This window comes from Roseomonas sp. WA12 (assembly GCF_054165765.1).
The window spans coordinates 1,423,559-1,442,716 of sequence record NZ_CM135108.1; the positions used below are offsets into that span (position 1 = coordinate 1,423,559).

General features: G+C 69.2%; 16 protein-coding genes. 9 read left to right on the forward strand and 7 right to left on the reverse strand.

The features are described from left to right. Nucleotides 1-60: 60 nt before the first annotated feature. The 3 genes from ACVBD7_RS06780 to ACVBD7_RS06790 all read left to right on the forward strand — a co-directional run bounded on the left by ACVBD7_RS06780 (nt 61) and on the right by ACVBD7_RS06790 (nt 4,389). Entirely contained in the window at nt 61-2,886 is a 2,826-nt protein-coding gene (locus ACVBD7_RS06780; RefSeq protein WP_458096732.1) for a tetratricopeptide repeat protein, read from the forward strand. 127 nt (nt 2,887-3,013) lie between these two features. Next, nucleotides 3,014-3,616 (forward strand): ABC transporter permease, encoded by a 603-nt coding sequence (locus tag ACVBD7_RS06785; RefSeq protein WP_458096733.1) that lies wholly within the window; start codon nt 3,014-3,016, stop codon nt 3,614-3,616. Then, complete coding sequence (locus ACVBD7_RS06790) at nt 3,613-4,389, forward strand: GDSL-type esterase/lipase family protein (RefSeq protein ID WP_458096734.1); 777 nt, start codon at nt 3,613-3,615, stop codon at nt 4,387-4,389. The genes ACVBD7_RS06785 and ACVBD7_RS06790 overlap by 4 nt, the downstream gene beginning before the upstream one ends. A gap of 36 nt (nt 4,390-4,425) precedes the next feature. Here the strand turns inward: ACVBD7_RS06790 and ACVBD7_RS06795 are convergent, their stop codons facing one another. From ACVBD7_RS06795 to ACVBD7_RS06820, 6 genes are all read right to left on the reverse strand, one after another. Then, nucleotides 4,426-5,103: an SGNH/GDSL hydrolase family protein gene (locus tag ACVBD7_RS06795; RefSeq protein WP_458096735.1), complete on the reverse strand. Its 678-nt coding sequence runs from the start codon at nt 5,101-5,103 to the stop codon at nt 4,426-4,428. Nucleotides 5,104-5,162: 59 nt separating this feature from the next. Beyond that, on the reverse strand, nt 5,163-6,284 hold the full coding sequence (locus ACVBD7_RS06800) for an alginate O-acetyltransferase AlgX-related protein (RefSeq protein ID WP_458096736.1): 1,122 nt from the start codon (nt 6,282-6,284) through the stop codon (nt 5,163-5,165). Nucleotides 6,285-6,294: 10 nt separating this feature from the next. Next, nucleotides 6,295-7,716: an MBOAT family O-acyltransferase gene (locus ACVBD7_RS06805; protein WP_458096737.1), complete on the reverse strand. Its 1,422-nt coding sequence runs from the start codon at nt 7,714-7,716 to the stop codon at nt 6,295-6,297. A gap of 176 nt (nt 7,717-7,892) precedes the next feature. After that, nucleotides 7,893-8,558, reverse strand: coding sequence for an SGNH/GDSL hydrolase family protein (locus ACVBD7_RS06810; protein ID WP_458096738.1), 666 nt, complete (start codon nt 8,556-8,558; stop codon nt 7,893-7,895). A 131-nt stretch (nt 8,559-8,689) separates the two neighbouring features. Beyond that, entirely contained in the window at nt 8,690-10,492 is a 1,803-nt protein-coding gene (locus tag ACVBD7_RS06815) for an adenine deaminase (protein WP_458096739.1), read from the reverse strand. Further along, nucleotides 10,489-12,066, reverse strand: coding sequence for an ABC transporter substrate-binding protein (locus ACVBD7_RS06820; protein WP_458096740.1), 1,578 nt, complete (start codon nt 12,064-12,066; stop codon nt 10,489-10,491). Before ACVBD7_RS06820 ends, ACVBD7_RS06815 begins: the two co-directional genes overlap by 4 nt. A gap of 88 nt (nt 12,067-12,154) precedes the next feature. On the opposite strand from ACVBD7_RS06820, the gene ACVBD7_RS06825 reads away from it, so the two are divergent. Together ACVBD7_RS06825 and ACVBD7_RS06830 are read left to right on the forward strand one after the other, a co-directional pair. Beyond that, complete coding sequence (locus tag ACVBD7_RS06825; RefSeq protein ID WP_458096741.1) at nt 12,155-13,348, forward strand: M20 aminoacylase family protein; 1,194 nt, start codon at nt 12,155-12,157, stop codon at nt 13,346-13,348. Then, nucleotides 13,345-14,283: a nucleoside hydrolase gene (locus tag ACVBD7_RS06830; RefSeq protein WP_458096742.1), complete on the forward strand. Its 939-nt coding sequence runs from the start codon at nt 13,345-13,347 to the stop codon at nt 14,281-14,283. Before ACVBD7_RS06825 ends, ACVBD7_RS06830 begins: the two co-directional genes overlap by 4 nt. An 8-nt stretch (nt 14,284-14,291) precedes the next feature. Here ACVBD7_RS06830 and ACVBD7_RS06835 read toward each other — a convergent pair whose 3' ends face one another. Then, nucleotides 14,292-14,561 (reverse strand): hypothetical protein, encoded by a 270-nt coding sequence (locus tag ACVBD7_RS06835; protein ID WP_458096743.1) that lies wholly within the window; start codon nt 14,559-14,561, stop codon nt 14,292-14,294. Nucleotides 14,562-14,705: 144 nt separating this feature from the next. Between ACVBD7_RS06835 and ACVBD7_RS06840 the strand changes: the two genes are divergently transcribed. The 4 genes from ACVBD7_RS06840 (at nt 14,706) to ACVBD7_RS06855 (ending at nt 19,155) form a co-directional block, all read left to right on the forward strand. Continuing rightward, a complete protein-coding gene (locus ACVBD7_RS06840) occupies nt 14,706-15,440 on the forward strand; it encodes a glycerophosphodiester phosphodiesterase (protein WP_458096744.1) in 735 nt (244 codons plus the stop codon). A gap of 126 nt (nt 15,441-15,566) precedes the next feature. After that, nucleotides 15,567-16,373, forward strand: coding sequence for an ABC transporter ATP-binding protein (locus tag ACVBD7_RS06845; protein WP_458096745.1), 807 nt, complete (start codon nt 15,567-15,569; stop codon nt 16,371-16,373). Then, nucleotides 16,370-18,262, forward strand: coding sequence for an AMP-binding protein (locus tag ACVBD7_RS06850; protein WP_458096746.1), 1,893 nt, complete (start codon nt 16,370-16,372; stop codon nt 18,260-18,262). Before ACVBD7_RS06845 ends, ACVBD7_RS06850 begins: the two co-directional genes overlap by 4 nt. Continuing rightward, nucleotides 18,262-19,155, forward strand: coding sequence for a branched-chain amino acid ABC transporter permease (locus tag ACVBD7_RS06855; protein WP_458096747.1), 894 nt, complete (start codon nt 18,262-18,264; stop codon nt 19,153-19,155). Before ACVBD7_RS06850 ends, ACVBD7_RS06855 begins: the two co-directional genes overlap by 1 nt. The last annotated feature ends 3 nt before the right edge of the window (nt 19,156-19,158 follow it).

Consider the following 19,158-nt stretch of genomic DNA (forward strand, 5'->3'; position numbering starts at 1 on the left):
CCGCTCCGCAACCCACATGCGTCTGGCCCGGCGCGGTTTCGCGCGCTTCCGGCATTCAAAGTGTCCATTCGCCTCCTCCTCGCCGCAACAGCGGTTCCGGCCGGAGTCGCACTGCTCTTCCCGGCCGCTCCGGCCTTCGCCCAATCGCTGGTCAGCCAGCCCGCGCTGCCGCTGCTGAACGGAGCCCCGGCCTCTCCGGCGCCAGCGATCCCGCCGCTTGTCGTTCCCGCAGCAGGCAGCACGGCTTCGTCCCAGCCCCGGACCACTCCCGCTGCGCCGCTTCCCACGGCGCAGAACCCGGCCGCGTCGGCCCCTGTTTCTCCGGGGCTGCCGCCGATCGCATTTTCGGCCCAGCCGGCAACCCCGCCGCCTGCCGCCCCGGTGCCCTCGGCCGCCCTGCCGCCGGTTGGGCAACCGGCCGGGCCGCCCCGAACTGCGAGCCGCGGTTCTGCCATCCTGCTCGACCAGGCGAACTACTGGAGTGCCCAGGGCCGCCCCGAGCTCGCGCAGCAGGCGCTGGAGCGGCTGCTGCTCGTCGAGCCCAACAATCCCGACGTGCTGGCCACCGCCGCGGAGGTCTCCGCCCAGAACGGCGAGCGTGCCCAGGCCGAGGCCTATGTCGCGCGGCTCAACCAGCTCGCGCCCGGCACGCCGGCCGCCACCCGGGGCGCGGCTTCGCTGCGAATCGCAACCGTCGACCAAGCCGCGCTTTCCGAGGCCCGGCGCCTCGCTCAGGCCGGCCAGCGTGAGGCGGCGGTGCAGCGCTACCGCGACTTGTTCCCCAACGGGGAGGTGCCGGATGTCTACGCGGCCGAGTACTACCAGACGCTCGCCAGCATCTCGCTCCAGAGCTTCTTGGAAGCGCGCGCGGCCACGGAGGCGGTGCTTGCGCGGAGCCCCGAAAACCGGCCGCTCCAGCTCGCCTATGCGACGATGCTGACGACGCGCGAGACGACCCGACCCGAGGGCATCGAACGACTTCGCGCCCTGTCCCGCTCACCCGACGTGGCGGGCAGCGCGCGCGCGGCTTGGCGGCAGGCGCTGCTCTGGCAAGGTCCGAGCGGCGAGACCTTCACTCAGATCGAAGAGTACCTGCAGGTTTATCCGACCGATCCCGAAATGGCGGAGAAGCTGGAGGAGGCGCGGACGTCGGTGCAGGACCCGATGGCCGCGACCCGCATGCAGGCCTACGAGGTGCTGTCCACCAACCAGCGCGAGGCCGAGCGCCTGTTCGAGCAGGCGATTGCGGCCAATCCAGACGACGTGGATGCCATTGTCGGCCTTGGCCTGATCCGCCGTTCTCAGCGCCGGGAGGCGGAGGCCAAGCAGTTGCTCGACCGCGCGACCGCGCTGGTGCCAGACCGGCGCGACGATTTCCTGCGCACCATGGGCTATGTGAGCCCCGAGGGTGTGCCCTATCCCGAGGTCGGGTCCTACGCCTCCGGCCGGGGTGGCCGCGGTGCGGCCGGTGCCGCCACCGCCGGCTTGCGTGGCGGACGCGGCAGCAGCGGAACGGGCACCGGACCTTCGGTAGAGGCCTGGCGGGCGCTGCAGCGCGGCGATCTGAACCGGGCGGAGTCGCTGGGCCAGCGCCTCGCCCGCGGCACGGCGGCCGAGCAGGCCGATGCTGCGAACCTTCTCGGGCAGATCGCCCTTCGGCGCCGCGACTACGGTACGGCCGAGCTGCGCTTCCGCGAATCTCTGAGCCGTCGGCCGAACCAGACGGACGTGCAGGCCTCCCTCTACGGCGCGCTGGTGCAGCTTGGCCGATTCGATGACGCGGACCGCTTCGCCCAGCAGAGCGGCTTTCGCCCCACAACTGGGACCGACGGCCTTCGCTCGGATGCGTTGCGGAATCGTGCGCAGCGGGAAGCCGATGCGGATCAGCGGATCGCGCTGCTCCGCAGTGCGCTCGCGGCCCAGCCGGACAGTATCTGGGCGGCGCATGACCTTGCCCGGCTCTTGAAGGCACGTGGCCAGCAGGCCGAGGCGCGGCGGCTGGAGGGAGAGCTAGTCCGCCGTGGCAGCACGGACGCGCTCTACGCCTCCGCACTGCTTTCGGAGTATGACGGGCGGGTCGCAGAAACAGTCTCACGGCTGAGCGCCATCTCGCCGGCCGCGCGCAACCCCGACATCAATACGATGCTGGAGCGTAACCGCCGTTCTCTGGAGGTGCTGCGGCTGGAGGTAGCGGCTCGCGGCAACCCGTCCTCGCCCGCGGCTCAGCGCCTGGTCGCTCTCGCCGCGCAGCCGGATGAGAGCGGCGCCACTCAGGCGGCCGTGCTCCGCGCCTTCGGGCGGCTCCGTCAGTCCGACAACCTGGAGGCGGCCCGCCGCGCTGCGAATCCGGAGGGTCCGGCGACCCCTGGGCCTGCCAAAGCCGCCATCGCCGCCGCGCTTCTGGATGCCGGGCGCGAGCAGGCGGCAGACGGGGTGGCCCAGCGCGCGGAGCGCGATCCGCGTCTTGCCGAGGATGTGCGCCGCACCGTCGCTGCCTCCGTCCGCCCGGCGTCCGTGGCCGGCACGCTGCCGACCACGTCGACCGAGAACCCGCAGAACTGGCGTGCGCAGCTCTCGCTGGCGCGGGTCTATGCCGGCTCGGGCCGCGGCCCCGAGGCGACCGAGCTGGCCGAGGCGGTGCTCCGCCAAAACCCGGACAACGTCGAGGCGCGCTCAGTGGCCGGTGAGGTGGCGGTGGTGCGCGGGCAGACCGCGCGGGCAGAGCAGCTGCTCTCCGAAGGCCGCGCCCGGCGTGCCGACGAGTTGCAAATGGCGCTCCTGGAGGCACGAATCGCCCGCTCGCGGGACGATCAGGTGCGGGCCCGTCGCGCGCTGGAGGCCGCGGCACGCCTTCGGGGCGAGCAACTGCGTGCCGCCAATCCCTGAGGCGGTGCCGGTTCCCCGCCCCCAACCAAGGATGCGCATGTCTCCGCCCCGCTTCCAGGCACTTTGCCTGAGCCTGATCGTCGGCTGCGCCGTCCTCGGTGCGTCCGGCGCTGCCCGGGGACAGCCGATGCTGTACGAGCAGCGGCTGCCTGAAGGTTTCGCCTTCGTGCGGGTAGCGAGCGCGCTGCAGGGCACGGCGGTGGTGCGGCCCGACTTCCGTGACCCGGTCAATCTGGGAGAGGCTGGGGCGGATCGGGTCAGTCCATATTTCGTTGCCGAGGACGTCGCGAAGCGGCCGGTAAGGTTTCAGGTAACGCTGGGCGGTACCACCACCGAGGTGGAGGCCGAGATCAAGGCCGGCGGGCTCAACACCGTGCTGTTTCAGCGGGAGGGCAGCCGGGTAGTGGCAACCGCCATCTCCGATCAGGGCGAGTACAATCAGACCCGGGCCCGCGTTACCTTTTATAACGCCGTCCGGGGATGCGGCGGCGGCGCGTTGACGCTTGAGCCCTCCGGCCAGGCGATTTTCTCGCGCATCGCGTCGGGTACGGGGCGCACGCGCAGCTTGAATCCGGCTCAGGCCGTGGTGCGGGCCGGCTGCGGCACGCAGCGGACAGCGCCGGTCGATCTCGGCAGGCTTCAGGCCGGTGGGCTTTACAGCGTGTGGCTGATGGCGCCGGCCGGGCAGCCGGTGGCCTTTCTTGTGCAGGACCGGATTGCACCGCGATGAGCAAGCGCCTCCTTCGCCTTCCGGCCCTGGGTCTCTCTGCCGCGCTCGCCCTTTGTGGCCTGTCTGCCGTGCCAGCGCCTGCGCTGGCCCAGGAGGTTTGCGCCTCGATTCCTGCGCGCAATCCGGCGCCAAAGGAAGCGCTGCCCGCCTTTCTGGAGGAGGCGCATTGGCGTGCCCGGGTGGCGGAGCTGGGGCGGCTGACGCCGGCCGACTACTCGCGCGCGCAGATCGTCTTCCTGGGTGACTCCATCACCCAGGGCTGGTTTCCGGTAATTTGGGAGCAGTTTTACGCCCATCGCGCCGCCCTCAATCTTGGCGTCACCGGCGACTTCACCCAGGGCATGCTGTGGCGCCTGCAGCAGGGTGGGCAGTGGCCCTCGACGCTGCGGCCGAAGATCGCGGTTCTGCTGATCGGCACCAACAATGCGCTCAATGCGCAGAAGCCCGAGGACACGGCGCTCGGCGTGGCGGAAATCGTGCGGCTCATCCGGCAGAAGTCGCCGGGCACCAAGGTGTTGATCGTAGGCATCCTGCCGCGTGGGCCGGATGCGACTGACCCGGCGCGCCGCGCCAATGTCCGGGTGAACGAGATGGTCGCGCGATGCGCCGACAACCAGACGGTTTTCTTCACCGACCCCGGCGGCATGCTGGTTGATGGGCAGGGACGGCTTTCGGACCAAATGGCGTATGACCGGCTGCACCTGACCTACGTAGGCTACGCCGTGCTCGCCGCTGGGCTGGAGCCGTCGATCCGCTACCTGCTGGCGCGCTGAACGGGCGGCGCGGCCCCAGGGCCGGCTACCGAGTGTTCACCGGTGCTGGGCGGCTGCGCGTATTTCCGGCATCCGCGTGATCTGCTCCGCCAGCGCCGTCGCATAGGCGCGGTAGCCCTCCACCGTGTGGTGCGTGCCGTCGAAGGTCGGCCACTCGCCGGGGCGCGAAAGCTTTGTGCTGTCCAGATAAGTGCAGGGCGCGACGGATCGGGCGAGGAGGGTGCTCACCTCCTGCACCCGGGCAAAGGTTTTCAGAAAGGGTCCGCCCTCCGTGCCCCAGGACGGCCCGACCCAGATACAGGGGATGCCGATGCGACGGATGCGGTCGGTCAGCGACGCGGCATCCTCGCGGATCGCGTCGGCCGGCGTTGCGGGAGAGGCGTAGCCGGCCATGGTGTCGCCCATCGAGACGAGGATCATGTTCGGGCGGTATTGCCGTATCAGCTCGTCGATCGGAGTGACGGCTACGGGCGCTCCGATCCGTCCCTCAAGCCGGCTGCGCTGCAGTCGCCTGGTCGTGCCGCAGGAAGCCGGGCGGGAGGAGAGCCAGATGCTGGCCGGCGAGCCGCAGGCCGCAAAGGAGTTTACTGTGGCACCGCGCGCGATCAGCTGGTCCTGCAGGGCGCCAGCGAGACTCTGCTGCGAAGCCCAATGGCTATCCCCGAGCACCAGGAGCGAGAGGCCGACGAGCGCGGACTGAATGGGATCAGCCACCTAGCGCGAGCTTCGGGCGGGAGCCTGCCGGCACGGTTTGGGTCAACATCCCGGCGAACTCACCAGCGCGCCAGGAACTCGCGCTCAGCCTGAGTGAGCGGCTGCGCGACCACGCGCTCCGGGATCTCCCAGAGCACGAGCTTCGGCGGCGACTCCCGGAAGGTCTCGCCCGCGAAATAGGCAGACGCACTGCCGGCAAAGCCGCCGCCCGCCGTGGCCGCGTTCAGCACAGTGCTCCGGAGTGCCTCCTGGAGCGCGCCGTGGAAGTTGGCATTGACCGAATAGGAGGAGCCGATGAGCGCGACCTCGGGCACTGGCGTTTCATCGAGCAGGCCGCCGCCGCCCGTCTCCGGGGCCACCGTGCGCTCGAGGCGTTGGCGATCGGGGTCGGGGCGAAGCGCGTTCGGCACGCGGTCGAGGCTGGTGATTCGAAGCAGGTCACCCGGCCCGTCCGTCTCCTCCGGCGCGGCGATGGTGCGGAAGGCCTCGGCTCGGGCGAGCGGGGCTTCCCGCAGTGCCTCGGCAATGGTGGTGGCGGCGGCCTTCGCGCCGTCCTGGCTCCAATGCGTGTCGGTGCGCCAATAGGCACCCCCGCGTGCTTCCTGCGCTGTGAGCGCGGGGAGAAGAAGGATGGGATCGACGCGCTGCGCACGGAGCGCGGCGGCAAAGGCCGCGTAGCGCTCCTGCGCCTGCGCGGACCAGGGCGCGCCGCAGAGCTCTGCGGATTTCACGCGCGCCTTGTCCGGCACGATCGCGACCACCAGCTGAATGCCTCGCCCGGCCAGCGCGTCACGCACGCGGCGCACACCCTCCGCACGGGCCGCCATCGCGGCCTCCGGCTCGGGCCACGGGCGCAGCTCCTCGGTGAGGAAGAGCGTGTCGTTGCAGCCGACGCGTACCTGCGGCCCGCCGGAGCGGAACAGCGCGTAACGGAATACTCCGCCCGTGGCGCGCAGCAGCGGGTCTGCCGGAAGCTGATGGGCCATGACGTAGTTCACGGCCCCGGTCAGCTTGCCGGAGAGGAAAGACTCCACGTTCAGCACCGGCCCCAGCCGCTGCTGTCCCGGCGCACTGGCAATGGCCGCCACGCCCTGCCACGCCCCGAGGGCGAGCAGGACGACCGCGGCCGCCCCCTGCAGCTTCGCTGCGGTGCTGAGCCCTTTCCAGGAGGTCTCGCTCATCTGCGTCTTCTCAGAACTGGAAGTAGAGGAAGGGAACGGCCGCGCGGCTGTACAGCAGCACGATGCCCAGCAGGAACCCGAGCAGCGGCCCGACGACCCAGAGCGCGCGCCAGACGGCACCCATCGCTTCCGGCGGCCGCAGGAAGGGCAGCCGGGCGCCGAGCAGGGGAAGATACACGATCACCACGGCGATCAGCATCGTCCACCACTGGTCGGGCGTCACTTGCCAGGCCAGGGCGTCGCTGAGCGGCGCACCGTTGAGCCCGACCATCCCGCCATACATGGTCGCGGCATTGCCGCTGTCATGCGCTCGGAAGACTACCCAGCCGATGACGGCGGCGAGCATGGTGAGCAGGTTGCCTACGATCCAGGGCATGGGCTTGTTGCCCGCCTGCTGCCAGAGCCGATGGATCGCGAGCAGGCCGCCATGCCAAGCTCCCCAGACGATGAAGGTCCAGTTTGCGCCATGCCACAGCCCGCCGATCACCATGGTTAGGAACAGGTTCACATAGGTGCGGAACGCGCCCTTCCGGTTCCCGCCAAGTGAGATGTAGAGGTAGTCGCGCAGGAAGCGCGACAGCGTCATGTGCCAGCGCTGCCAGAAGGACTGAATGCTGCCCGCGAGATAGGGATGGTTGAAGTTCTCGGGGAAGTGGAACCCGATCATCAGCGCCAGGCCGATTGCCATGGCGGAGTAGCCGGCAAAGTCGAAATAGAGCTGCAGCGTGTAGGCGATGGCGCCGGTCCAGGCATCCGCCAGCGTCGGGTTCGGCAGGGCAAAGGCGGCATCGGCTACCAGAGCCACCGTGTCCGCCAGCACCACCTTCATCGTGAAGCCGGTCATGAAGCGCCGCGCGCCCAGGCCGAACTGCGCCAGCGTGTGCGGGCGCGAGACCAGCTCGTCCTTGATCTCGGCGTAGCGGACTATGGGGCCGGCAATGAGCTGGCTGAAGATCGCCTTATAGGTGGCGTAGTCCAGCAGCTTCTTCGTCACTGGCACGGTCCCGCGCCAGATGTCCGTGAGGTAGGAGACGGACTGCAGGACGTAGAAGGACAGGCCAATCGGCAGGATGATCTCGGTCCACGCGACCGGGGCGAGCCCGAACGAGGCCCTGATATCGTTGAAGGCCGCGACGCCGAAGTTGGCGTATTTGAAGTAGGCCAGCACGCCGAGATTGCCGAGCAGGCCGATGACGAACAGCCAGGTGCCCTGCCGGGTCTTCGGCCCCACCTGGTCCATCCATCGGACGGTGTAGAAGGTGAAGAGCGTGCAGAAGACGAGTAGCGCCAGGAAGTCCACCCGCCACCAGGCGTAGAACCCCCAGGACAGGATAAGGATCGGCCAGTTCCGGTGCCGGAAGGGTGTGAGGAAATAGGCCGCGAAGAAGATCGGCAGGAAGAGGCAGAGGAATTCGAAGGAAGCGAAGATCATGGCGCGTGCGCCCCGCTCACGCAGCCGGTCCGGCCGCGCGCTGGCTGCCTGTCAGGGCCGTCCACCGCCGTCATGCTCATCCCCCATCGACATCGGCGCGGACCGTCCTGGAGCCGCGCCCGTTTCGGCACGCCCGACCTTCCCCCCGGAAGGCCGGACATGCCGTTCAGTGTAATCTAGTGACGCTGTGCGGCGGCCTGGACTTCCGGCATTTGCGCGATCGTCTGGGCGAGCGCGGTGCCGTAGGCGCGGTATCCATCCAGCGTGAAATGCTGCCCGTCGAAGGTCGGCCACTCCCCGGGGCGGGATAGCTTCGTGCTGTCCACATAGGCGCAGGGCGCGACGGACTGGGCGAGGAGGGCGTTCACCTCCTGCACCCGGGCGAAGCTCTTGAGAAACGGGCCGCCTTCGGTGCCCCAGGCTGGGCCGATCCAGACGCAGGGGATGCCCAGCCGCTTGATGCGGTCCGTGAGGGCCATGACCTCCTCGCGAATACTGTCCGACGGCATCTGGGGCTGGACATAGCCTGCGATGGTGTCGCCCATGGAGACGGCGATGAGGTTCGGCCGGTACTGGCGCACCAGCTCCTCGATCGGAACCGTGCGGGCGGCAGAGCCGGTGCGGTTCTCGATGCTGGCGCGCTGCAGTCGCTGGGCCGTGCCGCAGGAGGCGACGCGTACCGAAAGCCAAACGCTCGGCGGCGAGCCGCAGGCAGCAAAGGAGTTCACCGTCGCGCCGCGCGCAATCAGTTGGTCCTGCAGGCTGCTGACAAGATAGCCCGCCGTTGCCCAATGGCTGTCACCGAGCACCAGGAGTGAGAGGCCGGCAAGGGCAGACTGCATTCGGGACAGCTCCAGCGCCGCTTCAGCCTCATGCCTCGGGCGCAGAGCCGCGATCTAGAGCAATATACAAAGCTGCTGCAACGGCGTCGGGAAAATGAGACGGGGCTGCACGTACGTCCCGCTGCCGAGCGTTACGCTGGGGCAACACCTGCCTGTTCGGCAGGCAGCGGCGATGCCGGATCCACGAGTGCGTTCGTTCCACCATCCGAAATCCCGAGATCGGTGGGATGCGGGCCGGGATTGCAGGCGAGCGAGATGCCGGTGATGCCCCGGAACACGCGGAAGGGTGGGCTCCAGTCCATCACCGAATCCGCGGCCTCGCGCAGGCGGGCGAAGGCGGCTGCCGTCTCGGCAGGCGGTGTCTCGGCCAGCAGGCCCGCGATGGGTAGGGGTAAGACCGAGACAGCCTTGCCGCCGCGCGCGACCGCCATCCCACCGCCCACGGCGATCAGGGCGTTGGCTGCCGCAGCCATGTCGGCCGGGTCGCGGCCGAGCACGAGGAGGTTGTGATTGTCATGCGCGATGGTGGTGGCGACCGCGCCGCGCGGCTCGCCCCAGCCACTCGCCAGGCAGACCACGGGCGCGGGGTCGCGGCGGCCATGCCGGTGGAGGATGGCAATGAGCGCGTGACCGGGCGGAAGCTCGGCCACGCCGTCGCGCACATTCACCTCGGCCTCGGCCCAGTGCACCACCCGGGCACCGCCCACCACGGGCAGGCGCGCGGTGCCGTTGGTGATTCCAAGCGGGCGAAGGGCGAAGGCGCTGGCCGGCTGCGGCGGGATGCGGACGGTGTCGCGGGGGGAGTCGGCCGGCAGGGTGCGCGGGATCGGTTCCAGCATCGCGCCGGCGCGCGCGACCAGCCTGCCCGCGACGTAGACGCGCTCCACGACCATTCCGGGCAGGTCCGACAGCACGGCGATCTCCGCCCGGCGCCCGGGGCCGATCAGGCCGATGTCATCGCGCTTGAGGCGCAGGGCCGCGTTGAGGGTTGCCATCTGCAGCGCGTGGATCGGAGGCAGGCCATGGCCGACGAGGCGGGCGAGAGTGTCGCGCAGGCCGCCCTTGGCCACCAGCTCGTCCGGGAAGACGTCGTCGGTGCTGGCGACGAGCGTGGCGGGCAGGGAGGGAAGGGCGTTGATGGCCGCGACCACCCCGGGCAGCACCGCGTCGTGGCTACCGCGCAGCTCGATGGTGAGGCCGGCCCGCAATTTTTCGAGGAAGTCTGCGGCGCCCATGATCTCATGGTCCGAGGTGACGCCGGAGGCGGCATAGGCCTGCAGCGCGGGGCCGGAGAGGTCGCGGGCATGGCCGTTGACGTTCTTCCCCGACGCCAGGCCGGCTCCGACGATGCCCTCCATCCGCGGAGTGCCAGCAAGGATGCCGGCCATGTCCATGACCTCAGCGACGCCCGAGACCTCGGGCCAGGACAACATCTCGGCCATGTCCGCCGGCCCGATCTCGGCGCCGGCGAGTTCCAGCCCGGGCGCGGAAGGGACGCAGGAGGGAGCGGCGACGAGGACGCGGAGCGGGAGGTTGCGCGACCTCTCCACCGCCCAGCGCACCCCGGGCACGCCGAGGACGTTCGCCAGCTCATGCGGGTCCCACACGGCGGTCAGTGTGCCGTGGGGGACGACGACCGATGCGTAATCGGCCGGGGCCATGAGGGAGGATTCGAAGTGCAGGTGGCTGTCCACGAAGCCGGGCGTGAGGAAGCGGCCGGTGAGGTCGTGGATCTCCGTCGCATCGGCGCGCTTGCCGGGCGGGTGGACGGAGGCGATGAGGCCGCCGGTGATGCCGATATCGGCGGGACGCAGCTCGCCCAGCGCCACGTCCACCACCGTGCCGCCGGTGAGTAGCAGATCGAGTGCCACCTCGCCCCGGGCGGCGCGGATCGCGGCGCGGCGGGTCTCGGTGGTGATCGGGCCGTCGATCACGGCGCGCGGCCAGCGGACTGGATGCCCGCGGATTGGGCGAGGGTCATCTCATCCGTCCGCGCCTCATAGGTGACGCCGCGGCGCATGGCCCAGGTGTTAACCTGAAAATACAGGGGGATGAGGGCGGTCTTCTCCCGGATCGCCTGACGCGTCGCCTCGCGAGTCAGGCGGGCGCGGGTGTCGTTGTCCATGGTCTGTCGGGCCTGCTGGATCAACGCATCGACCCCAGCGTCGCGGAAGCGGCCGCGATTGGCGGTTCCCAGTCCCAGCGCGGTGTCCCAGCCGTGCACTTGAGTTTCCAGCATCCCCAGCACCTCCGGGTTAGGGGAGAAGCCGGCGAGGTTGACGCTGTAGCGCAGCCCCGCCGCCTCGCTGAGCCACAGCCCGCGGGGCTTGGTTTCGACGGTGGCGGTGATGCCCAGCCGCGTCCACATCTGGGCGATGGCCTGCACCACCTGCTCGTCATTCACGAAGCGGTCGTTCGGCCCGTTCACCTGCACAGCGAAGCCCTGCGGGTACCCGGCCTCGGCCAGAAGCTTGCGGGCTGCATCGAGGTCCAGCGCTTCGGCGGGGAGGTCGGGGGAGGTTCCGAAATATCCGGGCGGGCCGAGGTCGCCTGATGGCAGCGCCTGGCCGCGAAGGATACGCTCGGCCAGCGCCTGGCGGTTGATGGCGAGGGAGAGGGCGCGACGCACGCGGGCATCGCGCATGGGATTGGGCAGGGGGGAACCATCCTTCCCCCGAACGAAGGGGCTGGTCTCCCGGTCGCTGTCCAGGGTGAGGAAGATAAGGCGGTTGGAGGGGCTCTCGCTCGTCGTGTACCGCTGATCGGCACGGAACCGCTCGAACTGCTCGGGTGGGACGATCTCTATCAGGTCCACATCGCCCGCATTCAGCGCGGCGACGCGGGAGGCCGCGGCGGCGATGGGGCGGAACTCCACGCGCGCATAGGCGGGGGCGGGGCCGTGGAAATCCGGGTTCCGCGCCGCGACGAAGGGGCTGCCGGGCTGCCAGGAGACGTGACGGAAGGGGCCGGTGCCGATCATGGCGCGGCCGGCATTGTAATCCGCCGTGGTCGCCGTCTCCCCGTGCTTCTTCGAGACGATCATCACCAGGGCAAGGTTGTTCGCCAGCAGGGGCGTAGGCACGCGGGTGCGTATGCGCATGACGCCGCCGCCCGCATCCTCGACCGCCGTCACCACGCGCGTCGCGTAGCCGAAGGAGGAGGGGGAATTCGGCACGTTGCCGGCACGCTGGATGGTGAACGCCACATCCTCCCAGGTCACCGGCGCGCCGTCGTGGAAACGGGCCAGGGGGTCGAGGGTGAACTCCCAGGTCAGGTCGTCCACCACACGCCAGGCGCTGGCAATGGCCGGGCGCAGCTCCTGCCGCGCGTCCTGCTGCACCAGCGGCTGGAAGACGTGGCGCGCAAAGGCGATGTTGGTGATGAGGCTGGCGTAGTGGGGATCCAAGCTGGTCGGGCCCGATTCGACGCCGATGCGGAGGAGATCCTGGGCACTGGCCGCCGCCGGGGTGGTGAGGGCGGCGGCAAGAAGGGCGGCGCGCAGGCGCATGCGGTAACCTCGGGGATCTGGGCGATGTCTGGTGGAGAGGGGGGCAAGCTGGCATGTTCGGCACACCCCCCGCAACGGAGCCTGCCCCATGCCCAGCGTCGAGGCCCTGGAGCCGCTCGCCCCTGCCATGACCGCTTGGCGACAGGACATTCACGCCCATCCCGAGCTGGGCTTCGAGGAGCATCGCACCGCTGCCCTCGTCGCGCGGGAGCTGCGGGAAGCCGGGATCGAGGTTACGGAGGGCATCGCCGGAACCGGCGTGGTCGGATCCCTGCGCGGCACCCGGCCCAATGGATCATTGGGCAATCGCGCCGTCGGACTGCGGGCCGATATGGACGCGCTGGCGATGACGGAGGCGACCGGTGCGCCCTATTCGAGCCGGGCGCCCGGGCGAATGCACGCCTGCGGTCATGACGGTCATACGGCGATGCTGCTGGGTGCGGCGAAGTGGCTGGCCGCCAACCGGGACCGGTATGCCGGGACAGTCCACCTCATATTCCAGCCCGCTGAGGAGTCGCGCGGCGGCGCGCAGGCCATGCTGGTGGAGGGGCTGTTCGAGCGCTTCCCGGTTGATGCCGTGTACGGCCTGCACAACCTGCCGGGGCTGCCGCTCGGCACGATCGCGGTGCCCAAGGGGGCGGTGCTGGCTTCCTCCGACACCTGGCAGGTCACCTTCTGCGGCCGTGGGACACATGGGGCGAAGCCGCATCAAGGCACGGATGCCACCTTGGCTGCCGCGCAGTTCATCGCCGCCCTGCAATGCATCGTGGCGCGGGAGCTGGACCCAATGCTGACCGGGGTGGTGAGTGTCGGCCATATGGCAGCCGGGAACCCTGAGGCGCCGAACGTCATTCCCGCCGAGGTCCTGCTGCGCGGCACCGCCCGCGCCCTCTCGGCCGGGGTTCGGGACCTGCTGGAGGCGCGGATCGGCAGCATCGCGCGCGGGATCGCGGCCACCCACGGGGTGGAGGTTGAGCCGGTCTACACCCGCCGTCTTCCGCCGACCGTGAACCACGCCGCTCAGGCCGCGATCATGCACGGTGCCGCCGCGGCGACCGTGGGCCCGGACGGTGCGCGCGACGACCATCCGCCTATCACGGCCGGGGAGGACTTCGCCTGCATGCTGGAGGCGCGTCCCGGTGCCTATGCCTGGCTCGGCACCGGCGACCCCGCCCATCCCGAGGGCTGGCACCACAATCCGCATTTCGACTTCAACGACGCCGCGCTCTCCACCGGCGCCGCCTTCCTCTGTGGCGTGGTCGAGGCGGAGCTGGGAGCGTGAGCGGTGTCCAACGCCGTCAGGTGATCCTGGATTGCGACCCCGGCACGGACGACGCCCTGGCGCTGTGGCTTGCCCTGGCCTCGCCCGAGATCGACCTGCGGATGGTGACCGTGGCCGGCGGAAATGCCGGGCTGGCACGAACGGCGCCGAATGCCTGCGCTGTGGTCGGGCTGGCGGGTTCCGTAGTGCCTGTCGTGCCAGGGGCCGACCGCCCGTTGCGGGGCGGCTTCGCGGGCGACGATGTCGTGCATGGGGCGGATGGGCTGGGCGGGGTGGTCCTGCCGCCCGGGCCGGAGCCGGTGCAGGCCGTGGCCGCGGATGCGATCCGGGCGCTGCTGCGCGTGGCACGGCCGGGCTCCCACACTCTGGTGGGTATCGGTCCCGCGACGAATTTGGCCCTGGCGCTTGCCACCGAGCCTGCGCTGGCCGACCGGGTGGCCGAGATCGTGCTGATGACGGGCGCCTGGGGGGAGGGGAACTGGACCCCTTCGGCCGAATTCAACGCGGCCAGCGATCCGGAGGCGCTGGACATCGTTCTCCGCGCCGGGCCCCCTGTGACGATGGTGACGCTGGACCTGACGATGCAGGCGCTCGTCACCCCCGCCCGGGTCGCTGCAATGCGCGCCCTGGGCGGCGGGGCCTGCCTCCGTGCCGCTTGCGACATCCTCGGCGCCGTCCCGCCATCCCGAAGGTTAGGCGGGAAGGGGCATGCGCTCCATGACCCCTGCGCGATCGCATGGCTTGTCGCGCCAGCGCTGTTCGAGGTGCGCCGGGTCGCCGCGGAGGTCGATCTCGGCCCCGGTCCCGGGCGGGGCCGCACGCATCTGGACCGATGGGGCCGCACCGGCGCTGCGCAGGACGTGACGCTGCCGGAGGTACTGGACGCGAACGGCTTCTTCGCCCTGCTGGGTACGCGGCTCGCGCGGCTTCCCTGAACCGGCCGCTACTCCGCCAAAGCGGACTGGGAGGCCTGGATCCAGGCAAGGATACCCGTGTCGAGCCCAGTGGTGTGCACCTGCCCGGCAAAGCTGGTGACAAGAAGCCGGCCCTCGATCCCCTCTCGAGCGAGGGCCTGGCGGAGATAGGAGAGCAGATAACTGGGCGAGACGCCGGTCTCGACGAGCATCGCGCCGGGCAGGCCCCAGTGACTCTCGCTCAACTGCCAGAGGGAGGCCTCGATCGCCTCCTCGCCACCGGCGGGAAGCTCGTGCATGACGAGGCATAGGGCCAATTTGCGATCCCCCTGGACATTCCCGATCTCTTTTCGAGGGTTGGGGCGGCGTCTAGAACAACCTGTCGCCCGCCCGCGGGAGCATCCCAGGGCGCGCGGCCGGGATCAAGCTGAACCGGAGGCCCAATGACCGAGATCATCGCCCATCGCGGCGGCGCCACTCTCTGGCCCGAGAACAGCATGACCGCGTTTCGCGGCGCGATTGCCGCCGGGGCAGATGCGGTGGAGTGCGACGTTCACCTGTCGGCTGACGGGGAGGCGATGGTGATGCACGACGCAACCCTCGACCGAACGAGCAACGGCCGCGGGCCGATCGCGGAGCGAAGCGCGGCGGAACTTGCGGAGGTGAAGCTGATCTCGGCGGGGGGGCAGGGGTTACCGCGCTTGTCCGACCTCCTCGCCCTGGTGGCGGCTGGAACCACCGGGCTTCAGGTGGAGGTGAAGGCAAATCGGCACGGGCGGCCGGACCCCGCCCTGCTCGCCCATACCCTGTCCGAGCTGGATCGCTTCGGCCTGCGGGCCCGGACGGAGATCATCGTGTTCGAGGCCGAGATCGCGGCGGCAGCTGTGCAGGCCGGGGGACTGCGGAACGTGGCCTGGCTTTTCGGGCCGACGACCCTCCGGCAGCTCGGAGTGAAGAATGTGGTGGCGGTCGCGCGGCAAGCTGGGGTCTCGATGGTGGAGACCCATGAGTCGGTGATGGACGAGGCGTTGCTGTCCGCACTGCGCGGGGCCGGGTTGCGGGTCGGCGCCTGGGCGGCGAACCGTGCGGATTCGATCGGGCGCATGCTGTCGCTGGAGCTGGATGCGATCGCCACGGACGACCCGGTGCTCGCCCTCGCCATGCGGAACGGCCGCTAGGCCAGTTTACGCGCGGCCCGGGCCTGCCTGGGGCGCGGCGCCACGGCCACTCGCAGAACGGTACTTGCCGGGGCCGCCCCGGGCCCGCATGCTTCCCTTAACGATAAGTCATAAGGGAGCGTCTGGGTGGGCGATCACGCGCCAATCCTGCAGGCGGAATCCGTGTCCCTGCGCTTCGGCGGAATCAGGGCGCTGACCGATGTGTCCTTCGCCGTGAACCGCGGCGAGGTATTCTCGATCATCGGGCCGAACGGCGCGGGCAAGACCTCCATGGTCAATTGCGTGTCGGGCCGGTATCGCCCGACCGAGGGACGAATCCTGTTCGACGGGGCCGACATCACGCGGGTGCGGCCGAACAAGCGCGCTGCGCTCGGCCTTGGGCGCACGTTTCAGAACCTTGCGCTGTTTGGGCATATGAGCGTGCTCGACAACATCATGGTCGGCCGTCATCACCTGCTGAAATCCGGCTTCCTCTCCGGCATGGTGTACTGGCTCGGCGGCGCGCAGCAGGAGGAGTTGGCGCATCGGCGCGAGGTCGAGGAGATCATCGACTTCCTGCAGATCCAGCACATCCGCAAGGCGCAGGCCGGTACGCTCTCCTACGGCCTGCGCAAGCGCGTGGAACTGGCGCGCGCGGTAGCGTTGCGGCCGAAGCTGATCCTGCTGGATGAGCCTATGGCCGGCATGAACCTCGAGGAGAAGGAGGACATGGCGCGGACCATTCTCGACCTCAACGAGGAGTGGGGCATGACCATCCTGATGATCGAGCACGATATGGGCGTGGTGATGGACATCTCGCACCGCGTGATGGTCCTCGACTTCGGTCGAAAGCTGACAGAGGGCCGGCCGGACGAGGTGATGGCGCATCCGGATGTGCGCCGTGCCTATCTGGGCGAGGATGACGCCGCGCCGGCCGAGACGGTGCCGGCATGAGCGGCGCCGAGGACACACTGCCGAAGCTGCTTCGGCGGAACGCGCGCGGGCATGGCGGTGAGGTCGCGCTGCGCGAGAAGGATCTGGGCATCTGGCACGCCTTCACCTGGGCGGAGTACGAGGCGCGGACGCGGGCCATCGCATTGGGCCTGCACGGGCTGGGGCTCGGACAGGGCGACGTTATCGGACTGATCGGCGACAATCGTCCGGACTGGGTGATGGGCGAGATTGCAGCCCATGCGATCGGGGCGCGCTCGCTCGGCCTGTACCGGGATGGGCTGGAGGAGGAGGTGGCCTATCTTCTCTCCCATGCCGGCGCGACCGCTGTGATCGCCGAGGATGAGGAGCAGGTCGACAAGCTGCTCAACATCGCGGAGCAGGTGCCGGGGCTGCGGCACATCATCTATTCCGATCGGCGCGGAATGCGGAAATATGACGATCCCCGGCTGCTGCCCATGGCGGATCTGGTCGCGCGCGGCGAGGCGGTTCACGCCGTCGACGCGGCGGCCTGGGACCGGCTGGTGGACGCGACCGATGGCGAGCGCACCGCCATCCTCTGCACAACCTCGGGCACGACGGCGCGGCCGAAGCTGGCCATGCTGTGCGGCCGCGCGCTGGTGCGGCATGCCGAGACCTATCTGGCTGCCGATCCCAAGGGACCGCGGGACGAGTATGTTTCCGTGCTGCCTCTACCCTGGATCATGGAGCAGATGTACGTCCTCGGCTTCGGGCTGGTCTCGCGCATGCGGGTCTCCTTCGTGGAAGAGCCGGAAACGATGATGGCCGACTTCCGCGAGATCGGACCGAGCTTCGTGCTTTTCGCACCCCGCGTGTGGGAGTCGCTCGCGGCCGAGGTACGGGCGCGGGTGATGGATGCCTCCCCGCTCAAGCGTCGGGCCTTCGAATGGGGCATGAAGCTCGGACTTGCGGCGCAGGCAAAAGGCGGCCGCTCGCGGCTCGCGGATTTCCTGCTGTTTCGCGCATTGCGCGATAGAATGGGATTCACACGTCTGACCTCGGCCGCAACTGGTGGCGCCGCGCTGGGACCCGATACCTTCCGCTTCTTCCAGGCCATGGGCGTGCCGCTGCGCCAGCTTTACGGCCAGACGGAGAGCCTGGGCGCCTACACCATTCACCGCCCGCAGGATGTGGACTTCGACACGGTCGGCATCGCCTTCCAGGGCGTGGACCTGCGCGTGCTGGATCCCGACCGCAATGGCGTGGGCGAGATCCTCACACGCCACGCCAACATGTTCGACGGCTATCATGGCGTGGAGGGGATCCCCGACATGCGCGAGGGCTGGCTGCACACTGGCGATGCCGGCTATTTCGACAAGGCCGGGCACCTAGTGGTGATCGACCGCATCAAGGACATAGCGACCACTTCGCATGGCGAGCGCTTCAGCCCGCAGTTCATTGAGAACAAGCTGAAGTTCAGCCCTTATGTCGCCGAGGCCGTCGTTCTGGGCCATGGAAGCCCGCACCTCGTCGCGCTGATCTGCATCCGCTTCCCCATCGTTTCCAAATGGGCGGAGCGCAACAGAATTGCCTTCACGACCTACACAGACCTTTCCTCCCGCCCGCAGGTACTGGAGCTGCTGCGGGGGGAGGTGGAGCGCGTGAACGCCAGCCTGCCGCCTGCCCAGCGCATCCGCGACTTCGTGCTTCTCTACAAGGAGCTGGACGCGGACGATGATGAGCTGACCCGCACCCGCAAGGTGCGGCGCGGCGTGATCAACGAGAAGTACGGCACGATCATCGACGCGATCTATGCGGGCGAGGGCGCCATCCCCGTGGACACCACCATCGCGTTCCAGGATGGCACGAAGCAGCGCATCCGCACCGTGCTGCAGGTTGCCCGTGGCGCGCGACAAGAGGAAATGGCCTGATGGATGGCGCGCTGCTGTTCCAGCTTGTGCTGAACGGGCTCATCGTCGGGGCGCTCTACGGCGTCGTCGCGATGTCCTTCGTGCTGATCTACAAGGCCAGTCAGGTCGTGAACTTCGCCCAGGGCGAGTTCCTGCTGGTTGGCGCCTGGGTGTGCTGGTGGCTGCTGACGGACTGGCAGCTGCCCTTCTGGGCCGGCTTCCTCTTCACCCTTGTGTTCATGACGCTATTTGGTGTCATCCTGCAGGTCCTGGTGCTGCGGCCGCTGATCGGAGAGCCCGTGATCAGCGTGATCATGGCGACTATCGGGCTCGGCATCTTCTTCCAGGCGCTGATGAAGTGGATCTTCGGGGTCTTCGCCAAGCCGTTCCCGCCGGTCTTCAGCGCGGAGCGCGTTTCCGTGCTGGGGCTGGAGGTGCAGACGGCCTACCTGCTCTCCCTCGGCATCTCGCTCGCCATCATGGCAGGGTTCGGCTGGTTCTTCCGCTATTCCCGTCACGGCTTGGCCATGCGCGCGACGGCCTTCGACCAGCAAGTGGCACAGTCGCTCGGCATTTCCGTGCCGCGGGTCTTCGCGATGTCCTGGGCGATCTCCGCGGTGGTCTCGGCGGTTGCGGGCGTCACTGTGGGCATGGTGAACGGCGTGTCCTCAGCGCTATCCGTCTATGGCATTAAAGTGTTTCCAGCCGTGATCCTGGGCGGTTTGGACTCCATTCTTGGCGCCGTGCTGGGCGGACTAATCGTCGGTGTGCTTGAGAACCTTGCCCAGTATGTGGATAGCCAATTGCTGAACTGGGGGAACATGTACCAGGTGGCGCCCTTCTACGCGCTGATCCTGATCCTGCTGGTCAAGCCCTACGGCCTGTTCGGCACCAAGAACATTGAGCGGATCTGACCC

Bases quoted from the DNA above. Each gene is read 5' to 3' on its own strand.
- ACVBD7_RS06785 (WP_458096733.1), top strand. From the start codon at position 3,014: ATGCTGTACGAGCAGCGGCTGCCTGAAGGTTTCGCCTTCGTGCGGGTA.
- ACVBD7_RS06790 (WP_458096734.1), top strand. From the start codon at position 3,613: ATGAGCAAGCGCCTCCTTCGCCTTCCGGCCCTGGGTCTCTCTGCCGCG.
- ACVBD7_RS06800 (WP_458096736.1), bottom strand. From the start codon at position 6,284: ATGAGCGAGACCTCCTGGAAAGGGCTCAGCACCGCAGCGAAGCTGCAG.
- ACVBD7_RS06805 (WP_458096737.1), bottom strand. From the start codon at position 7,716: ATGATCTTCGCTTCCTTCGAATTCCTCTGCCTCTTCCTGCCGATCTTC.
- ACVBD7_RS06810 (WP_458096738.1), bottom strand. From the start codon at position 8,558: ATGCAGTCTGCCCTTGCCGGCCTCTCACTCCTGGTGCTCGGTGACAGC.
- ACVBD7_RS06820 (WP_458096740.1), bottom strand. From the start codon at position 12,066: ATGCGCCTGCGCGCCGCCCTTCTTGCCGCCGCCCTCACCACCCCGGCG.
- ACVBD7_RS06825 (WP_458096741.1), top strand. From the start codon at position 12,155: ATGCCCAGCGTCGAGGCCCTGGAGCCGCTCGCCCCTGCCATGACCGCT.
- ACVBD7_RS06835 (WP_458096743.1), bottom strand. From the start codon at position 14,561: ATGCACGAGCTTCCCGCCGGTGGCGAGGAGGCGATCGAGGCCTCCCTC.
- ACVBD7_RS06840 (WP_458096744.1), top strand. From the start codon at position 14,706: ATGACCGAGATCATCGCCCATCGCGGCGGCGCCACTCTCTGGCCCGAG.
- ACVBD7_RS06850 (WP_458096746.1), top strand. From the start codon at position 16,370: ATGAGCGGCGCCGAGGACACACTGCCGAAGCTGCTTCGGCGGAACGCG.
- ACVBD7_RS06855 (WP_458096747.1), top strand. From the start codon at position 18,262: ATGGATGGCGCGCTGCTGTTCCAGCTTGTGCTGAACGGGCTCATCGTC.